Annotated in this window: 20 protein-coding genes; 8 read left to right on the plus strand and 12 right to left on the minus strand. The window is 64.1% G+C overall.

Annotated features, from left to right (window positions below; genetic code table 11):
- Positions 1-770 precede the first annotated feature (770 nt).
- Positions 771-1,244 carry a hypothetical protein gene (locus tag PQR27_RS33250; RefSeq protein ID WP_408527788.1) on the plus strand — a complete coding sequence of 158 codons (474 nt, stop codon included), beginning with the start codon at positions 771-773 and terminating at the stop codon, positions 1,242-1,244.
- Positions 1,245-1,300: 56 nt separating this feature from the next.
- Here PQR27_RS33250 and PQR27_RS33255 read toward each other — a convergent pair whose 3' ends face one another.
- Positions 1,301-3,262 (minus strand): hypothetical protein, encoded by a 1,962-nt coding sequence (locus PQR27_RS33255; protein WP_408527789.1) that lies wholly within the window; start codon positions 3,260-3,262, stop codon positions 1,301-1,303.
- A gap of 181 nt (positions 3,263-3,443) precedes the next feature.
- Entirely contained in the window at positions 3,444-3,608 is a 165-nt protein-coding gene (locus PQR27_RS33260; protein WP_408528381.1) for a glycine zipper 2TM domain-containing protein, read from the minus strand.
- 254 nt (positions 3,609-3,862) lie between these two features.
- Here PQR27_RS33260 and PQR27_RS33265 point away from each other — a divergent pair, with 254 nt between their 5' ends.
- The 3 genes from PQR27_RS33265 (at position 3,863) to PQR27_RS33275 (ending at position 6,222) form a co-directional block, all read left to right on the plus strand.
- The gene (locus PQR27_RS33265) at positions 3,863-4,216 is read left to right on the plus strand and encodes a YciI family protein (protein WP_408527790.1); all 354 of its coding nucleotides are present in this window, start codon (positions 3,863-3,865) and stop codon (positions 4,214-4,216) included.
- A 147-nt stretch (positions 4,217-4,363) separates the two neighbouring features.
- Positions 4,364-4,780 carry a YciI family protein gene (locus tag PQR27_RS33270; protein ID WP_408527791.1) on the plus strand — a complete coding sequence of 139 codons (417 nt, stop codon included), beginning with the start codon at positions 4,364-4,366 and terminating at the stop codon, positions 4,778-4,780.
- A gap of 167 nt (positions 4,781-4,947) precedes the next feature.
- Positions 4,948-6,222, plus strand: a complete 1,275-nt coding sequence (locus PQR27_RS33275) for an RNA polymerase sigma factor (RefSeq protein WP_408527792.1) — start codon at positions 4,948-4,950, stop codon at positions 6,220-6,222.
- 54 nt (positions 6,223-6,276) lie between these two features.
- On the opposite strand, the gene PQR27_RS33280 is transcribed toward PQR27_RS33275, so the two are convergent.
- The 3 genes from PQR27_RS33280 to PQR27_RS33290 all read right to left on the minus strand — a co-directional run bounded on the left by PQR27_RS33280 (position 6,277) and on the right by PQR27_RS33290 (position 8,421).
- Complete coding sequence (locus PQR27_RS33280; RefSeq protein WP_408527793.1) at positions 6,277-6,966, minus strand: class I SAM-dependent methyltransferase; 690 nt, start codon at positions 6,964-6,966, stop codon at positions 6,277-6,279.
- 191 nt (positions 6,967-7,157) lie between these two features.
- Entirely contained in the window at positions 7,158-7,775 is a 618-nt protein-coding gene (locus PQR27_RS33285) for a LysE family translocator (protein ID WP_408527794.1), read from the minus strand.
- 67 nt (positions 7,776-7,842) lie between these two features.
- On the minus strand, positions 7,843-8,421 hold the full coding sequence (locus PQR27_RS33290; RefSeq protein WP_408527795.1) for a DUF4337 domain-containing protein: 579 nt from the start codon (positions 8,419-8,421) through the stop codon (positions 7,843-7,845).
- A 267-nt stretch (positions 8,422-8,688) separates the two neighbouring features.
- On the opposite strand from PQR27_RS33290, the gene PQR27_RS33295 reads away from it, so the two are divergent.
- Positions 8,689-9,594, plus strand: a complete 906-nt coding sequence (locus tag PQR27_RS33295; protein WP_408527796.1) for an alpha/beta fold hydrolase — start codon at positions 8,689-8,691, stop codon at positions 9,592-9,594.
- Between the two features lie 63 nt (positions 9,595-9,657).
- Here the strand turns inward: PQR27_RS33295 and PQR27_RS33300 are convergent, their stop codons facing one another.
- The 5 genes from PQR27_RS33300 to PQR27_RS33320 form a co-directional block, all read right to left on the minus strand.
- Positions 9,658-9,834: a DUF1427 family protein gene (locus PQR27_RS33300; RefSeq protein ID WP_408527797.1), complete on the minus strand. Its 177-nt coding sequence runs from the start codon at positions 9,832-9,834 to the stop codon at positions 9,658-9,660.
- 52 nt (positions 9,835-9,886) lie between these two features.
- Positions 9,887-10,852, minus strand: coding sequence for a quinone oxidoreductase family protein (locus PQR27_RS33305; RefSeq protein WP_408527798.1), 966 nt, complete (start codon positions 10,850-10,852; stop codon positions 9,887-9,889).
- Positions 10,853-10,996: 144 nt separating this feature from the next.
- Complete coding sequence (locus PQR27_RS33310; RefSeq protein ID WP_408527799.1) at positions 10,997-11,836, minus strand: AraC family transcriptional regulator; 840 nt, start codon at positions 11,834-11,836, stop codon at positions 10,997-10,999.
- A 112-nt stretch (positions 11,837-11,948) separates the two neighbouring features.
- Positions 11,949-12,905 (minus strand): AEC family transporter, encoded by a 957-nt coding sequence (locus tag PQR27_RS33315; RefSeq protein WP_408527800.1) that lies wholly within the window; start codon positions 12,903-12,905, stop codon positions 11,949-11,951.
- A 38-nt stretch (positions 12,906-12,943) separates the two neighbouring features.
- The gene (locus PQR27_RS33320; protein WP_408527801.1) at positions 12,944-13,615 is read right to left on the minus strand and encodes a VC0807 family protein; all 672 of its coding nucleotides are present in this window, start codon (positions 13,613-13,615) and stop codon (positions 12,944-12,946) included.
- Between the two features lie 250 nt (positions 13,616-13,865).
- Between PQR27_RS33320 and PQR27_RS33325 the strand changes: the two genes are divergently transcribed.
- A complete protein-coding gene (locus PQR27_RS33325) occupies positions 13,866-14,402 on the plus strand; it encodes a GNAT family N-acetyltransferase (RefSeq protein WP_408527802.1) in 537 nt (178 codons plus the stop codon).
- Positions 14,403-14,433: 31 nt separating this feature from the next.
- Here the strand turns inward: PQR27_RS33325 and PQR27_RS33330 are convergent, their stop codons facing one another.
- Complete coding sequence (locus PQR27_RS33330) at positions 14,434-15,180, minus strand: GNAT family N-acetyltransferase (RefSeq protein ID WP_408527803.1); 747 nt, start codon at positions 15,178-15,180, stop codon at positions 14,434-14,436.
- Between the two features lie 98 nt (positions 15,181-15,278).
- Between PQR27_RS33330 and pdxR the strand changes: the two genes are divergently transcribed.
- Both pdxR and PQR27_RS33340 read left to right on the plus strand, forming a co-directional pair.
- Positions 15,279-16,772 carry a MocR-like pyridoxine biosynthesis transcription factor PdxR gene (gene pdxR / locus PQR27_RS33335; RefSeq protein ID WP_408527804.1) on the plus strand — a complete coding sequence of 498 codons (1,494 nt, stop codon included), beginning with the start codon at positions 15,279-15,281 and terminating at the stop codon, positions 16,770-16,772.
- Positions 16,773-16,995: 223 nt separating this feature from the next.
- Positions 16,996-17,328 (plus strand): hypothetical protein, encoded by a 333-nt coding sequence (locus tag PQR27_RS33340; protein ID WP_408527805.1) that lies wholly within the window; start codon positions 16,996-16,998, stop codon positions 17,326-17,328.
- Between the two features lie 82 nt (positions 17,329-17,410).
- Here the strand turns inward: PQR27_RS33340 and PQR27_RS33345 are convergent, their stop codons facing one another.
- Complete coding sequence (locus tag PQR27_RS33345) at positions 17,411-18,217, minus strand: aminoglycoside phosphotransferase family protein (protein ID WP_408527806.1); 807 nt, start codon at positions 18,215-18,217, stop codon at positions 17,411-17,413.
- Between the last annotated feature and the right edge of the window lie 136 nt (positions 18,218-18,353).

The raw sequence follows: 18,353 nt of genomic DNA on the forward strand, positions 1-18,353 counted from the left end.
TATCCGATGGAGCCGGTGCCTTGGCACGGGCTGCGTTCATATGAGGAAATCGTGCCCTCGGGCCGATTCGCCAAACTGGGCTGCCAAATCCCCTCGCTTCGCCCAATTGCGCTCGCGCCTCGCGGCATAAACTGTTTTCCATGGAGCGACAAGTCACCGAGCCCCATCGACGCGGACTTCCCCCGCGTTGTTTTGAACCGTACCGTTGATGGCAGTTTGCCGCGGTGGTAGAACGCGGCAGGGCAGTAAAGCAGCAGGCAGTCGAAGCAATGGCAACAACGCGCAGTCGCATCAACTTGCGCGGGAAACAGCAGGGGATTGCAGCGAGGCGATGTTGAAGACGAGGGACCGCGCTGTAATGCAGTAGCCGTTCAAGTAGCAACAGCGTTATAAGTTTGAGATGGTGACAGGTCGGCAGGCATCCACGCGCCGGCACGACTCTTCCATCCTGTCTGGCCCTGTTCCCTCGCGGGAACAGGGTTTTTTTCGTTTGTATGGTCGTTTGAGACTTGCATCTAGCGGGATCGAACCTATATGCCAGAGCCGTATTTCGCTGGCGGTCCGGATGCAGGAAAGCTGTCGCGCCGCGAGATGCCTGCACAGGCGAGACGTGTGATTGTTTAAGTCTGTCTTAATTGTGGCCTGCCATGATGGCTACACAGACTCGCATCAAGGGCCTGTCAAGCCGCCAGCGGATCGGCGGCATGTGCCACCGGAGCGCATAGAATCCGGCGGCAAAGCCGAGAATAAGCGAAGGAGATTGAATCGATATGTCCAGTAAATCGCGAACCCGCAAGCATACCCAGCCGGCAATGTCTCCGTTGTTGCGCGCGCTGACTTATAGCCGCACCGCGCACGACCCGGTTACCGCGGCGATGCTCCTGCAGTGCTATACCGCCCTAGACGCATTCCGGCACGGCCATGGCTCGCGGAATTTGCATATGACATTGAGCCGTCACTTGCTGGTATCGCAGGAACTGGCGCGCCTCGGCCTCGGCGAGAATCTCATTGCAGATATCGAAGGCGCACATGCCGCGATGGTTCAGCTCGATATCCGCGAGCATCAGACGGGCGCCTGGACACTCGAAGACAGCGAATATGCCCGCCTTTGCACCGCGCTGGCGATTCTGGACGCACAACTCGCCGTCGCGTCGTTGAGCGAGATCGCTAACGCCGAAGCAAAAATGATTGAAGGACTGATGAGGTCCGCGCAAACCCAGGCGCTTGTCGAAGCGACTGTTTAAGCGCGCGTCAAAAAAAGCGGCCCGCGGCCCGCGGCTCTCCCGCGTCGCCGTCAGCTCTAATCGTTGTACTTCGTTATATCGTAGTACCCGATCCCATTGCGCCCACCGCTCAACTGCACAAGCCGCGAACCACCGGTCGTCAAAGCCGGGAACGGGCAGTTCGTGCAGGTCTGCACGCCCAGCGAATTCACGCCGGCGCTCACCGTCGTTTGATATTGCCCGACCGTAGTGTTGTTCGGCGCTCCGAACGAGAAACCGTCGATTTCGGTTGCCGAACCGGTGGCCGTGCCCGGGTACGCCTGGATCTGCACGGACGTCACCGGATAGGCGAAGTTCTGTCCGTTCACGAGACTCGACCATGTCACGCTCATCGCGTATTGCACGTCGGCCAGCGAACCCGTGGGCGTGAGGAACTGGGTGGCGAAGTCCGGCAGCAGCGTTGGCCACGCGACCGCGCCGCCCGCCGCAGCGCTTAACGGGCTCCCTGGATTGATAATCGACGACTGCCCGAGGTGCGCACCGTTCTTGTCGTAGAACGTGACCGTGTAGGTGGCATAGAGCGGCACCGTGCTCGCATCGAGCGACTGTGGCGAGTAGTAGCCGCTGGAGGCGGGCGGCGTGAAGTTCGCCGTCGACGACAGCGATTGCCATGACCAGCGATAGAGCGAGGTGTTGCTGCTGGTTGTCGCCGGCGCTACCGGCGCGGCGCCCAAGGTGGAATCGGACAGCGCCAACGTGCTGCTGCCGAGCGCATTGCGCTGCATCAGCCAAACCGGGGCGGCGAGACCGGGCCCGGTCACGGAAGCCGAGTACACCGACGGATTCGACGCGGTCGGAATCGAAATCGAGAGACCCGACTCGTAGCGGTTCACGTCGTTCGGCTTCGAATCGAGGAACGTGCGGCGCTGGATTTGCGAACTGATCGCCACCGCGAACGACGACTGATTGCCAATCAGGTCCCAGCCGAGTTGCGTACCGCCGGCCAGCGTGATCGGTGTCGCGAGGGGTTGCGCGATGCTGTAGAGCACACCTGTTGTGCCGCTCGCCAGCGTGAACGGCAACTGCACGAGCGCCAGCTGCTTGCCGTTGCGCGTGAAGAACTCAAGCGTCTTCGGCGAACCGAACACGGCGCCGGTGAAGACCGCGTCCGTCACCCCATGTCCCGCGGCCAGATCGTTCGAGCCGTTTTCCAGATACGCGGAATCGATTGCCGGCGAGCAGGACGTATTCAGCGCGCCGTTCACGGCGCAGGCAGTCAGCAGTGGCGCGAGGGGTTCGAGATAATTCGCCGCCACCGGGGACGCCGCCAGCGTGATCGATTGCGCGGTTTTGTTGTTCAACGCGACGACCGTGCCCGGCGCCGCGTTCGACACCAGCGACACACCACCGTTGGCCGCCGCGACGAGCGACACCGTATCGATCACCGCGTCGGCACCGGTGTGGTTCGGCGTGAACGCCATGCCGATAGGATCGAAGCCGGACATCTGGATGCCGTTCTGCGCGAGGATCGCCGCCAGCATCGTATCGAGCGTGATGGTGGCGATCTGCACGGACGGCAAGGTCACTTTGGCGAGCGCCGAGGTCGTGGCGAGATCGGTCGGGTTACCGGAGCCCGTTAGCATCGCGGCAATCGCGGTGGTCAGCGTGGTGACGTTGGCGACCGCCGGCGCGGTGCCGGTGGGCAGCTTCGCGAGCACGGAGACGAGCGGCGCGGAGATGCCGGCCGCATCCGTGGCGACGATCAGGAACGGGGCGGTCATGCCCTTCACCGAGATCGTGTACGCGCCCTGCGGGCTGGTGGTTGCGGTGGCCTGCGCGCCGGTCGCATCGATCAGCGTGACAGTTGCGCCGGCAAGCGCGCTGCCGGCAGCGACCGTGCCGCTCACCGAGCTTGCTGTGACCGTCTGCGTACCCGAAGAAGCCGAGCCGGAATCGCCGCCTCCACCGCATCCACCGAGCTGCAAAAAGGCAAAGGCCACGGCAGCCGCGACCCCGGTGCGCGCTGACGATCGATACATGAATTTCCCCGCTACTTCGTTGACGTGAATTTTTTGGGATGCCGGCAGATTATGCCGATGAATAAGACGTGCAACGGTTAGAAGCTAAAAAAATATGACGGGTAGCCGCGAATGCGAACTCCCGTCATGTTCCCTGAGCGAATCAGCTTGTGGTTCAGTTCATTTCAGTTCAGTACGCAAATCACTTGCCCAGTTCGTGACCGATAATCCCGCCGGCCACTGCGCCGCCTACTGTCCCAACCGTGCTGTGATCGGTCGCCTCGTTACCGATCACACCCCCTGCGGCCGCGCCGCCAACCGTGCAACCGGTCGTCAGTGCCAATAACGCCAAGGCGATTGCGATGATGCTCAAATTAGATCGATTCCGCATTGTTCACCTCGAATATTCGTTGATACAGGCACCCAAGCAATCCGCATGCCTCATCGGTATTACGAGTGTCCGTAGAGCGCGTGATGGACTGCCGGTTCGAGCGTTGAAACGGGTTTGCTGGAGTCATCTGCGCTTGCTAGACTGCCTCTCGCAAGCTATTCGCAAGCATGCTCTTGCCGCCATACGCCAACCGGGCGTTCACGTCTGCCGCACGATCAATTGGAGACCCCATGTCTTATATGCTGCTCATCGTCGAACCCCCGAACCAGCGCATTGAGCGCGGCGAGCAAGCGGGGCGCGAAGTCTACGACCAGATGGTGCGTTTCGCCGCCGATCTGAAAGAGCGCGGCAAACTGCTCGCGGTCGAATCGCTGGCTTCGACCAGCGAGGCCGTGCGCGTGCAGGTGCGCGATGGCCAGCCCAAGCTGCTCGACGGCCCGTTCGCCGAAGCCAAGGAAATGATCGGTGGCTTCTTCCTGCTCGATTGCGAAACCCGTGAAGAAGCGGTTGCCATTGCACAGGAGTGCCCGGCGGCCACGTGGTGCACGGTCGAGGTCCGCAAGCTCGGCCCCTGCTTCGAGTAGACCACCCGCCTGTCGGGTGCGCTTAGGCCGGGGTTTTCCCTGGCAATCGAATAGTTGTGTCGATTCGGTCGCGCATTGCTCGTCGTGTGAGTAAGGAACCGCCACACCAACACGGCTCCGCCCCTCACAACAACAGGAGCAGCGGCGATGCGATTCATGATCATAGTGAAGGCGACTGCCGTCAGCGAAGCCGGCGGCCCACTGGACGAGGCCCTGATGGCCGAGATGGACACCTACCACGAAGAGCTGGCCAAGGCCGGCGTGCTGCTCGACGCAACCGGCTTGCAGCCAAGCGCGAAAGGCTGGCGCATCCGCTACAGCGGCGGCAAGCGCAGCGTGTTCGACGGCCCGTTCGCCGAAACCAAGGAACTGATTGCCGGCTACACGCTGATCCAGGTGCGCTCACGCGAAGAAGCCATGGAATGGGCGCGGCGTTTTCCCGCGCCGTTCGGCGAGCAGGCCGACGGCGAAATCGAAGTGCGGCAATTGTATGAACTCGAAGACTGCGAGCCGGGCCCCGAAGTGGACCGCTTGCGCGATCTGAACGCCGCAGCCAGGCGCTGATTTCAATCGCCGATCCTGCTTCAAGCTGAATACGCCGGATAGCGACACTCCCGGCCGGCATACCACCTGATCAATGGACTTCACCATGCACAAGCAGATCTACGTCAATCTCGCCGTCGACAATCTCGAACGTTCGAAGGCATTTTTCAGCGCGGCAGGTTGAGGCCGTGACGAAACCGGCCACCCACCGTGCCATCGAGGCAGTCTGGCGGATCGAATCCGCCAAGGTCATCGCTCACGTCGCGCGCATCGTACGCGACGTGGGGCTCGCCGAAGAGCTCGCGCAGGACGCGCTGGTGGCCGCGCTCGAGCATTGGCCTGACGCGGGCGTGCCCGACAATCCGGGGGCGTGGCTAATGGCGACCGCAAAGAACCGCGCGCTCGACCGCTTGCGGCAGGAAGCGCTGCATGCCCGCAAACGGGAAGAGCTGGGTCACGACCTCGATGCACTGGAGGCGCACCTCGTGCCGGATTTCGTCGACACACTCGATGCCGCGCGCGCCGACGATATCGGCGACGATCTGCTGCGCCTGGTGTTCACCGCGTGCCACCCGGTGCTGTCCACGGATGCACGCGTGGCGTTGACGCTGCGCCTGCTCGGCGGCCTCACCACGGACGAAATCGCGCGCGCGTTTCTCGTGCCGGAGCCGACCATCGCACAGCGCATCGTGCGAGCCAAGCGCACGTTGTCGGCGGCCAAAGTGCCATTCGAAGTGCCGCAAGCGGACGCGCGTGCGCCACGGCTGGCGTCGGTGCTTCAGGTGATCTACCTGATTTTCAATGAAGGTTACTCGGCCACTGCCGGCGACGACTGGATGCGTCCGGCATTGTGCGAAGAGGCGCTGCGACTCGGACGTGTGTTGAGCGGGCTCGTGCCTGGCGAAAGCGAAGTGCACGGCCTTGTCGCGTTGATGGAGATTCAGGCCTCGCGCACCCATGCCCGCGTCGATGCGCAGGGCCGGCCGGTGCTGCTGCTCGATCAGGACCGCAGCCGCTGGGATCCGCTGCTGATCCGCCGTGGCCTCGCCGCGCTCGGCAATGCGCATGCGCTGGGCGGCGCGAGCGGTCCCTATGCGTTGCAAGCGGCGCTGGCCGCGTGTCATGCGCGCGCGCGTCGTGCCGAGGAGACCGATTGGGCGCAGATCGTCGCGTTGTACGACGCGCTGGCGCAGGTGGCGCCGTCACCGGTGGTGGAGTTGAACCGCGCGGTAGCGGTGGGCATGGCGTTCGGGGCCGCCGCCGGTCTCGAGATTGTCGAGACGCTCGCGGCCGATCCGGCGCTCGCGAACTATCACTGGTTGCCGAGCGTGCGAGGGGATCTGCTGGCAAAACTGGGCCGCGTGGAAGAAGCCCGTGCCGAATTCGAACGCGCCGCGGCGATGACGCGCAACGCACGCGAGCGCGAGTTGATGCTGGAACGGGCACACGGGACCGCGCATTGAGCGGCGCGGCGCATCGAGGGTCCAGGGTCGAGCGCGGGCGATCTCGGGATCGCGTCAGGCGGCGCAGGCGCGCAGCAGATAAAACTCGCGCTGTCCTGTCTCTTGAGGCGGGTCGAGTAAAGGCTCGAGATAGCGCGTGATGCCGATCTGATGGAAGCCTGCAGCGCTACATGCGGCTTCCAGCGCTGCCGCATCGTGAACGGCGAAGCCGTACGTCACGAACGGCATGTCGATCGCTGCCTCTGGCGTGATGGCGGCAATCACCAGCACGCCATCCGCGCGCAACACGCGGTGCGCCTGCCTCAGGCCGGCAATCAGGTCGGGCCAGAAATACGTGGCGTTGATTGCGATGGCTTTGTCGAACGATCCATTCGCGAACGGCAGGGCCGCGACGTCAGCGGTTTCGAGCCGGACCTGGCCTTCGCAGATGAAGGCTGCATTTCGGCTGCGCGCCTCCGCGATCATGGTCGGCGACAGGTCGATGCCGGTGTAGTGGAGCCCCGCCGCCTGATCGAGCACAGCGGCGATATGCCAGCCGTTGCCCAGCCCGATTTCAACAACGCGTTCATTGGCATGCAGGTCGAGCAAATCGTACGATGCCTCGACAATTGCGACGTTCGATTGTTCCAGCATGTCGCCGACTGCCACGCCGATCGTGCCCGACGGACACCCCAGTTGCGGGAGCAGCATGCTTTCGTCGAGATGGGTCACCAGGTCGCTTGACGCATCAGGCGATGTTTTCACGGCGAGTCCTCCATGACAGGTTGTCGCGCCTTGCAACAGCAGCGCGGATGCGCGGCGCGGGGCCGCAGCGTCCTCAACTTATGTCATGAAAATTGGACTGCAGATCGTCCAATGAACGGACGTTTGATCTACGGCAAAAAGGAGCGGTGAAAGCGCTAAGGCATGGCTGACGGCGTCAACAAGGACCGAACCTACCGGATCAACTGACGCAGGCCTAACGCAAGGATCAGGCCGCCGCACACGCGATCGATCCATGCCTTGCAGCGCCGGTACGCCATTGCAATTCGCGCGTGCGACAGCGTCAGCGCGACGAATCCATACCAGCTGCCGGCCACGACAAACACCATGCCGAGCATCGCGGCAAAAGTCCCCACGCTCACATGGGCCGGCGCAGCGGACGAAAACACTGCGGCAAAGAACGCCATCGATTTCGGATTCGCGATGTTGGTTGCGAAGCCTTGCGCGAATGCCTGCCTGAATCCGCCCGCCGAAGGATTCACGCCTGGCGTCGGCTTCCCCCTGGATGCGTTCGCAATCAGGCGGCCGCCGAACCAGATCAGATAACCGGCGCCCGCCACCTTGACCGCGAGCGCCAGCCACGGAAACGCCGCGAACACGATACCGACACCGAGAATCGCGCAACTCGCCCAGAACAGATTGACCAGCACGATGCCGCCGACCATCGCCAGCGCCTCGATGCGTGTCGCCGACGCTGCCTTGTGCGCGACCGCGACGAAGTTCGGGCCGGGGATGACCACACCGGCCACATACACGGAGAAAACGCCTAGAACTGCGGACCCATCGATCACACGCCACTCCTTTATTCTTACGAGACGGCCAGCCAGTACGCTCGCTGGCCGGGTCATGCGTCAAGCTTCAAGCCGAAAAAAACGCCACCGCGCCCGTCACCACGCCCGCCGCCGCAACCACAAAAGACAGATTGCGCAGCCATTTCTTGCGCGTCAGCAACGTGATCGCGCACAGGGCGATCGCGACCTGGATCAGGGTGGTGGCCTGCGCCCATCGATGATGGCCGTGCAGAAGCGCCTCGCTTTTGGCGTCGTTTTCCACCACTTCCTTTTCGATCGCTTCGGCCTTCGCGCGGATCGGCTCTTTCTGCTGCTTGTATTTGTCGATGTCGGTGACAAACTTGGTATGAGCATCCGCGTTGCCAAGCGAGAGCGCGGCGCCGAGTTCCGCGAGATTCTCCTTTTCACCCTTGGCCTGGTAGTAATTCCATTGATTCGACGCTTCGGTCTTTTTGATCGCGGCTTCGTTCTTGTAGTACAGCGCCAGATTTTCGCTGTTGCCGCTCTGGTATGCGCACAGTGCGCCGATGGTCGCGAGGATCGCCGTCATCACGGCCATACGGCTCGCGAAGGGATCCGCGTCGTGGTGGCCGGCATGTTCGACCGCGTGATCGTGCGGGCCGTGCACTTCATATTCTTCAGACATCTGACTCTCCGAGGCAAAGCTTTTTCCTGTGATGTCCGGGCGGCACGCGTGACGGCGACACGTGCCCGCGCCCGGCGGCCTCAATCTTAGCGTGAGGCGCCCAGCGATGGAAAAGGTATCGCCTCGCGAGCGCTCAATGCGACTCTGACTGTTTGTAACCACTAAAAGTTAACTTGACAAGTTACTTAGACGGATTATGATGTAACCGCAATGACGAATTTTTAATGGTTTCTTGTGTCGCGCCCCACCCCCTTCCCGGAGTGCTCCATGTCTACCTCACCCCCGTCCCAAGCCGCTTTGCCTGTCATTCCGCGCATCTCTTACAAGCGCGTCGAAGCCGATGGCGTCAGCGTGTTCTATCGCGAAGCCGGCCCTGCCGATGCGCCGGTGCTACTGCTGATGCACGGCTACCCGGCGTCGTCGCATATGTTTCGTGAGTTGATGCCGCGCCTTGCCACGCGCTATCGCGTGATCGCGCCGGATCTGCCCGGCTTCGGCTTCACGAACGTCCCGGCGGAGCGCAATTTCACCTACACATTCGACGGCCTCGCGCAGACCGCGGTCGCGTTCGTCAATGCGTTGAAGCTGGAGCGTTACGCGTTGTATGTGTTCGACTACGGCGCGCCGGTGGGCTTGCGTCTGGCGCTCAAGTACCCGAAGCGGGTCACGGCGCTCGTGTCGCAGAACGGCAATGCCTATGAAGAGGGTTTGGGCGACGCGTGGGACCCGATCCGCGCGTATTGGGCGGAGCCGAGTGCGGCCAATCGTCAGGTGATCCACGACGCGGTGCTGAACCTCGAAGGCACGCGCTGGCAATACACCCATGGTGTGCCGAATCCGGACGAGGTCGCGCCGGAGTCGTACACGCTCGATACCTTCCTGTTCGAACGGCCGGGAGGCAAGGACATTCAGCTCGATCTGTTCCTCGACTACGCGTCGAATCTGAAGCTCTATCCGGCGTTTCAGGCGTTCTTTCGCGAGTTTCAGCCGCCCACGCTGGCGATCTGGGGCAAGCACGATCCGTTTTTCATTCCGCCGGGTGCGCTGGCCTATCAGCGTGACAATCCGAACGCAGTGGTCGAATTGCTCGACACCGGACATTTCGCGCTGGAGACGCATGTGGACGAGATCGCTGCGGCGATCGACCGGCTGCTAAGCGGAATCAAGGCGTAAGCGTGCGTGGCGACGACTCAGGCCATTCGCTCGACGAACGACTTGGGGCGTGGGGAGAGGAATTCAGTGGATGCCCGAAACCAGCCAGGTCCGCACGAACGGGATCGCATGCTCGCCGGCGAGCATGCCGAGAAGTCCGACCAGCGCGATGGTCGGCGGCGCGGGCGATTTCACCTGCATCATGCTGTAGAAGAGGCCGACCACTACACCGGCGGCCAGCGAGACCCAATACGCTTTCATGATTGTTGCACCCATTTGAAAGGCGGGCAGCGGTGCCCGCCGGTCGTTTTGCTCACGGCATCTCGATGACGACACGCCCACGCGTGCCCGCAGCGACCGCGTCATATGCGTCGCGCGCGCGTTCGAGCGTGAACGTCTGCGCAATGGCGGGGGCTTGCAGCTTGCCGCTTTCGAAGCCTTCCACCAATGCCGTCATCAGCGGGGCCGATTCGGCGACGCCCAGCTTGGCGCTGTCCACACCGAGCAGTTGCGTTTCGTTATGGTAGAAGTCGATCAGGTCAAACTCGACGCGGCGCTTGCCGGTGCCACTGATTTCAAGCACCCGGCCGCGTCGTTTGACGAGGCTCAGCGCGGTTTCGAAGGCCACGCCGCCTACTGTGTCGTACACCACGTCCACGCCGCCGCCACTCAACGTCCTGACCCGTTCGGTCACGTTTTCGTCGAACGGCACGTAGTCGTCGATAAGACGGCCTGCGGGTGAATCGGCGGACAACGGCTGACGGTCGACGGCGATTACGCGCGCGCCACGCGCTTTGGCGATCTGCACCACCGCGCCGCCAACGCCGCCGCCCGCGCCAATCACCGCGATCGTTTCACCGGCTTGCAGATGTGCGTACTCGACCGTGCCGAGCCACGCGACCACAAAGTTCACACCGATCGCGGAGGCTTCCGCGTGGCTCAGCGTGGCGGGCTTGCGCGACAACGCGCCGGGCGGAATCCTGATGAACTCGGCGTGCGTGCCCTCGCGCGTGAAACCGATGTCGCCGCCTGTGCCCCACACTTCAGCGCCGAGCCATGCCTGCGGCCCGTCCACCACGACGCCGCTGAAGTCGCGCCCGGGCGTGCGCGGCAGGGCGGTGTGGGCGAAGTGCCCGGACACGTTCTTGACGTCGCTCGGGTTCACCGAGGCCGCCTTGACCTGCACGACGACGTTGTCCGCGTCGGCCTGGGGCGTCGGTGCGTCGACGTGTTCGAGTACTTCGGGGCTGCCAAAAGACTTGAATTGAATCGCTTTCATGGTGCGCGGCTCCTGTTGAGTCTTGCACTGCGGTGTGCAGCAGATGAGGGTTAGTCTAGATGGCCGACACAGGGGCGTCAGGACAAAGATTTTCGAATATCGGACAAGGCGCGCAGGAGGCGGCGCATGCGCGGCGTGCCTCGTTCAACCGGCAGTGGGCAGCTTGTCTTTCGGCTGTTCAGGCGAGGCAGCGGAAGCCGTTTCGCTGAGCGTGCCGCTCGGTCCGAACTCGGTGGGCGGCGCGCCCAATTCACGCCGGAACATGTCGCTGAAGCTGCTCGGTTGAAAGCCGAGCGAGCGCGCGATGCTGCTCACCGGGCGTCCCTCGGCCAGGCCTGACACGGCCACCGCCAGTTGCACCTGGCGCCGCCATTCCGCAAAGCCGACGCCCAGTTCACGCGTGAAGAGCCGCGCGAGGGTGCGCACACTCGCGCCGACCGAGGCGGCATGCTGTTCGAAGCTGATCGCAATCGACGGATTGTCGATCACCGCGCGGCACAACGCGTCGAGCCGCCTGTCAGACGCGTCGGGCAGCGCGATGCGCAGTGACGAGCGCGGCGCATGCCCCAGCTCCAGCATGGCGAGACGATACGCGGCGTCGAGATAGGTTGCGTCGCGCGCCTGGGTGCGCTCGTGCTCCGCAATCGACGTGATGAGTTCGCGCAGCAGGCCGTTGATCTCGAACACATCGCTCTGACGGCTGAGGTGGCGGACAGTGCGCTCATGCAGGTAGAGATTGCGCATCTCCACCTCGCTCATCATGTGGATGGAGTGAACCGTGCCGGCCGGCAGCCAGACCGCGCGCTGCGGCGGCACCACCAGCGCTTCGCGGCCAACCTCCACCCACATCACGCCTGACACGGCGTACAGCACCTGCGCCCACGTATGCGAGTGCGGATCGATGCGCAGCCCGCGCGGATAGCGCCGCGCGAGCGAACGGGCGTCGGCGTCGTCGTGGAGTTCGGGAGGGCGGGCTTTGGGCACGGCGGTTCGGTTCGCGCATGAAGGTTGCGGACCGTGAGGGTCCGTTGGCGAAGCATAGCGCGAGGTGCTGCCGGGCGGGTGTTCACGCGCGGCGCCCGGCGTCCGGCGAGGCTCAGGTGCGATGTCCCATCACCAGCAGCAGGAGCGACAGGGTCGCCACCGAGCCCACGGTGGAAAGCAGAATCGTGCGCGAGGTGATGTGCGCCTCACGGCGATAGTACTCGGCCAGCATGAACGGGCCGGTGCCGGTAGGCAGTGCGGCCAGCACCACCGCCATCTCGATCAGCGCGGGCGTGAGCGCGAATACGCGCGCCGCGAGCCACCACGTGAGCGCCGGTTGCACCAGCAGTTTGACGCCGGTCAGCAGCAGCGAGATGCGGGGCACGTCGGTGTCGGTGTGAGTGCCGGCCGGGCGCTTTTCAGCGAGAAACAAACCCAGGCTCACCAGGGCACAAGGACTCGCTGCGCCGCCCAACAACTTCAGAAACGTTTCCGCGCTGGCCGGCAGCGGCACATGGATGCTCGCGAACAGCACGCCCGCAATCGGCGACGCGATCAGCGGGTTGCGGGCCAGTGAACGCAGCACTTTCAGCCCCAGCTTGTGCGGCGTGCGCTCAGTCTGCAAGCCGATTTCGATCAGCACGATCGCCAGCGCGAACAGCACACACGCGACGAGGATCGTGGCGATGGTGGTCGGTGTCAGGCTGGCCGAGCCGAACGCAATCATGCCGAGCGGAAACCCGATGTAGCCGGTGTTCGGATACGACGCGGCGATTGCATCCACGCTTGCATCGGCCAGATGCCGGCCGCTCATGAGACGCATCGCAAGGATCAGCGCGAACACGCTGGCGCAGGCAATCGAGAATGTGGCGACGAAGGCCGGTTGATACAACTGCTGCCAGGTGGCGTGCGCCATGGTGTCGAACAGCAGCGCGGGCAGCGCCAGCCAGACGACAAAGCGATTGAGTTCCGACGCCGCGTTCGGCCCGAGCACGCCGCGCCGGCGGCATGCAAAGCCCGCGAAAATCAGGCCGAACACGGGAAGCAGAATCTCGAGGGTGGATAGCATCGATAACAAGGGTAGGGCGGAACGTCTGAGAGTATGCGTTACGACCTGGCGAGCGGGGTCTGCAGGTCCGCGGGTTCCACTGAATCGTCGGGGTAGCGCAGGGAATCCTGCTTGATGCGCCGCCGGCACCAGAAGGTCCACACCGTCAGACCGCCGTAGGCGCCGTAACGCAGCAATCCGGAAGCGAGCGCCGTGTGCGGAGCATCCGGCCACTGCCACACGAGCAGGCTGCGCAGGATGTTTTCGCCGGTCATGCCGACGCCCCATACGAGCGTCATCAGCCGGATATAGCCGGCGAGGTAGGGACGTTCGCGCCAATGCTTTTCGAAGCTCTCGGCGCTGCGATGATCTTCGCGCGCCATGGTCGAGCGGGCGAGGTAGAACACCAGCGGCTTGGGCAGCGCGAGCGAGACCAGGAACGATGCGCCGACCATGCCCGACACCATCGGATCTTCGAACGCGCGGATGCGTGAGTCGCCGCTCGCGGCGATGACGATCAATGAGAGCACGATGCCGACCAGCACGAGCGCGCTAAGCGCGTCGAAATGGCGATAGCGCGCGAGGTCCCACGTCATCCACGCGATCAGCGGCAGCGCCGACGCCATCAGCGCGCCGAGCTGGCCCCAGTGCGGGAACGCAAGCCGGTAGGCGAGCCATGGCAGGGCGACGTTCACGATCAGCGCTGAGAGGTGGCGCAGGCGGAGCTTCATGGAGGGAGCGGCGGTGAGCGTGATTCAGCGTGGCTGAGCGTGCTTGCGACGCGTGAGTCGCGCGTCCGCACGGGCGTATTCGAGGAGTGTAGGGCGAAGCCCGTCGCCTGCCAACGTCGGCTATGCAGTGCGAGCGCCGCAAAGATTCTGGCGGTGAACCTCACGCGCACAAAATCTGCGATCATCCCTCGCACTTCTTTACGCTTCTCAACCCAAGGCTTCCACGCCCCATTCACTCGCCCGATTCGCAATGTCCAGCCAGCCCGCCGTCCTCACCACCGACCGCCTGACCCTGCGTCCGCACACACGCAACGACTTCCTCGAGAGCTACGCCATGTGGTCCGATTCCGAGGTGATCCGCTACATCGGCGGCAAGCCATTTACGCGTGAAGAAGTCTGGGCGCGCCTGCTGCGCTATGCCGGTCATTGGGCCATGCTGGGATACGGCTACTGGGTGGTGCGGGAAAAAGCGAGTGGCCGCTTTCTCGGCGAAGTCGGCTTTGCCGACTATCACCGGGATATCGAGCCTTCGTTGATGGGCACGCCGGAAATCGGCTGGGCGCTAGACCCCGCCGTGCACGGCCGTGGCTATGCCACTGAAGCCGTGCGTGCGGCGCTGGACTGGGCCGACGCCCAGTGGCCCGCTGGCGAAACCGCCTGCATCGTCGCGCCGGAAAACCTGCCGTCGCTGCGCGTCGCGCACAAGTGCGGCTATCGCGAGCGGCTTCGCACGACGTACAAAGGCAAGCCGACCATCGTATTGAGGCGGCCGGCGGGCTTCGCCTGATGCGTCGTGCGCAGCCAGTCAAGCCACTGGGTCACTTCTCGGCCTCGCCCTCGTTTGCTGCTGCCCGCTGCTGCGTGATCAGATCCACGAGCCGTTCGATCTGTTTGCCCTGCGCATCGAAGTTGCCCGAATCGAGCCAGCGCGTATAGCTCGGGCGCAACGCGGGCCATTCGCTGTCCAGCACCGAAAACCACGCGGTATCGCGATTGCGTTCGTGGTACACGATCGCTTGCCGGAAGATGCCTTCGAACGTGAAACCGTAGCGCAACGCCGCCGTCCGCGAAGGGACATTCAACGAGTCGCACTTCCATTCGAAGCGGCGATAGGCAAGCTCATCGAACACGTGCTGCATCAGCAGGAACATCGCGTCGGTGGCGATGCGCGTGCGCTTCAGCCGTGGCGAATAGGTGACGTGCCCGACTTCGATCACGCCGTTCGCGGGGTCGATCCGCATCAGCGCCAATGTGCCGACCGCCTTGCCCGTCGCCAGATCGATCACGGCAAAGTGCAGCGGATCGGCGGATGCGGCGGCGCGTGTCAGGTGGTCACGATACGCGGCGAGGCTCTCGAACGGCCCGACGTTCAGATAGGTCCAGTCGCGGCCATCGGCTGCCGAACTGTAGGCCTCGAAGAGGTCCGCGGCATGGCGTTCGACGTCCACCGGTTCGAGCCGGCAGTAGTCGCCTACCAGCGGCTCGCGGCGAGGCGCCTGGGCGCCGCGCCAGCCCGGCACGGGGACGCCGATTGGCTGCTCGAACGCGTTACGTCTGGGTTCCATCTCTGCTCTCCTGTGGGTCATGGCTTGTGGAGCACGATACGTCAAACGTGGTATGTTAAAAAGATCCAGTCCAAGCCTATTCGATAGGTCCAGCATCGATGATCGAGATCATTGGCCCGCTTGCGAGTCCCGCTGACGTTACGCCCGCCGACAAAAAACCCGCGCCGCTGCAAAAGCAACTGATCGAGCGGCTGCAGCAGGCCATTCTGGCCGGGCGTTTGCCGGCCGGATCGCTGCTGCCGTCGTCGCGTTTGCTGGCGGCGGAGATGGGCGTGTCGCGCAATACGGTGGTGATTGCGTACGAACATCTCGCTGCGGTTGGCTACGTGGTGGCCGACAAAAAGGGCACGCGCGTGAGCCCGCTCTCCAGCCCGGCGGCGCGCGGCGAGCCGCAGACGCCATCGGCCGCGCCCGAGGTGGCCTACGCAGGGCGTGTCGGGCAATTCACTGCCGCGCACACTCATACCGACAACACCCTGCCGCTCACGCCGGGCACGCCCGCGCTGGATCGCTTTCCGCTCTCAGCGTGGCGGCGCGCGCTCGAACGGTCGATGGAGCATGCGTTGCCGCTCGCACTAGGCTACGGCACGCCGGCGGGCGAACCGGCATTGCGCGACGCGATCGCCGCGCATCTGCGCATGTCCCGCGGCGTGCGCTGTCACGGTTCGCAGGTGGTGATCACCGAAGGCGCGCAGGAGGCGCTGAACCTGTGCGTGCGGCTCTTCACCAATCCGGGCGAAACCGCCTGGGTTGAAGATCCGGGCTATCGCGGAGCGAAGGCCGCCTTCAATCTCGGCGATCTCACCACGGTGCCGATGCCGGTCGATTCCGAAGGTATCGCGGTGCCACCGCAGGCGTGGCGCACGCATCCGCCAAAGCTGATCTACACCTCGCCGGCGCACCAGTATCCGACCGGTTCGGTGTTGTCGGTGGCGCGCCGGCTGGAGTTGATCGCGCAGGCTCGCCGTTGCGGCGCGTGGCTGATCGAAGACGACTACGACGGCGAATTCCGTCACACCGGTGAGCCGATCGCCAGCATGCAGGGGCTGGTCGACGATGCGCCGGTGTTGTACGTCGGTTCATTCAGCAAGACGATGTTTCCGGCGCTGCGCATCGGCTTTGTCGTGCTGCCGCCGGCAATCGCCGCGCACGCGGATGTTGCATTGCAGGAGATGCTGCGCGGCGGCCACCGGCAGGAGCAACTGGCGTTGGCGTATTTCATCGAAAGCGGCGAATTTGGGCGGCATCTGGGCCGCATGCGGCGTCTGTACCGGGAGCGTCAGCAGGCGCTGCGCGATGCGCTCGCCGCGCATTTCGCGCCGTCGCAGATTCTGGGCGGCAACTGCGGCATGCATCTGACGCTTTGCCTGCCGGCGCGGATCTCGGATCGGACCCTGGTGGAACGCGCACTCGCTGCGCGGCTTAACCCGCGCGCCTTGTCGGGCTTCGCATTGCAGCCGCGCGAGGCGGCGAACGGGCTGGTGATCGGCTACGGCAGCACGCCTGCCGAACAACTCGCGCCCGCGATCCGCGTACTGGCCGGCCTGGCGGGCGAGATGGCCGACGAGTTCAAACGTACGCACGCCGTGTAACTTTTTACGTTTGTCCGCGCGGCCCATGTCGCGCTATCGTGTCGCTTATGCGTGGCGATTTCGGCGTGCGCGATGTCGACGAAATACCCGCAGCTCATGCTCGCCGCCCGCAATGCATGATCGCGTGAAAGGCGGCGCGCGCTTGCCGCGCCGCTGCCCGGCGCGGGCATGAAGAATGCCTTTGTTGTGCTCATCTATGACGATTTATTCGACCGGAGACGACATGAAGGAAATCGAACCGACCCCGTGGTTTGAACTTGCCGCCCACACGCCCGTCCGTGAAGGCTGGTACGAGGTGCAGTTGGCGAGCGGGGACACGGCATTTGCGAAATATGGCGACGGCGTATGGACCGAGAAACCGCTGCTGGTGTTCACGCACTGGCGCGGCCTGTCCGCCGATCCAGCGACCGTGCCCGCAGGCGAAGCCGAATCGATCGGCGCGGAAGCCACCGCGGCCCAAGGTGTGCGCGCCGCGTGGAACGCTTTCTTCCCGGGACTCGGCGAGGAACAGCACAAGCCGCTGGACGCCGTGCCTAACGGTAAAGCGCCGCATTGATGTCTGGCTGGGCGGCGGCTTGATGGTTGCCGCCCGGCTTCCTCGTCCGGTTCCTCGTGCGGTTCCTCGTTTTACGCCGGCGCTACGTCTGTTCGAGCGCTGCGGCCGCCAGTGCGCCAATCTCCCTGTCGATCTCCGGCACCTCCCCTGTTTCAAGAATCCACGCCGCCGATAAACCCGACCACGCGAGAATCCATTGCAGCAGGCGCCGCCGCTCCAGGCCAGCCGCCTGCGCCACGCGTTCCACACGTCGCTCGAAGCGCCCCGGCGCTAGCGCGCAATCCCGATCGGGGTTGCAGAAGACATTCGCGTAGTCGAAACCGCGCTCGCCGTAGAGTCCTTTTGGGTCGATGGCGAGCCAGCCGCGCGGGCCAAAATCGAGCACGTTACCGTGATGAATATCGCCGTGCAATACCGCCAGATCGTGCGGTGCAGCAAGCAGGGCTTGCGCCGCCGCGGCGCTCCCAGCGAGCCAGCCGCCGTATTGCTGAGCCGCCGGCCAGAGGCTCTGGAACCAGCGCGGCAAACCGATCAGTTCGGGTGGCGGCGTGTTGCGGGGGGGGTGAAGTCGCGCGGCGGCGGCGCAGAGAATATCGGTGGCGTGGTCGTCCGCGTAGCGAGCGTTCAGGCGTGCCATGTCCGCGAGCGCGTGAGAGTTGGATGCGCGCTCAAGGAGCAGGGCATCGGCATCATGTGCTAACACGCGGGCCGCGCCTTCGCCGTCCCACCACACCATCAGTTGCGCGCCGAATTTCTCTTCGGGTTCCTGCGCAACTTTCAGCATCGCAGCGACGCCGCGCTGGCGCACCGGTAGCAGACGGCTGCTGTGCGTGCGGATCGGCTCGCCGTCCGGCACCAGATCCCATTTGACGATGTATTCGGCGAACATTGCGATTCAGATGATGAGCGCGGCGATATTGCTGGCAGCGGCATGCAGGCAAGCTTGGCGCACGCGTTTCTCCAATCGTTTCGGTGATATCGCAGTCACGATCGTGGCGCGGTGTGTTCGCGCGTTTGCCGAACAC

This window comes from Paraburkholderia fungorum, assembly GCF_046027215.1.
GTDB classification, from domain to species: domain Bacteria; phylum Pseudomonadota; class Gammaproteobacteria; order Burkholderiales; family Burkholderiaceae; genus Paraburkholderia; species Paraburkholderia fungorum_D.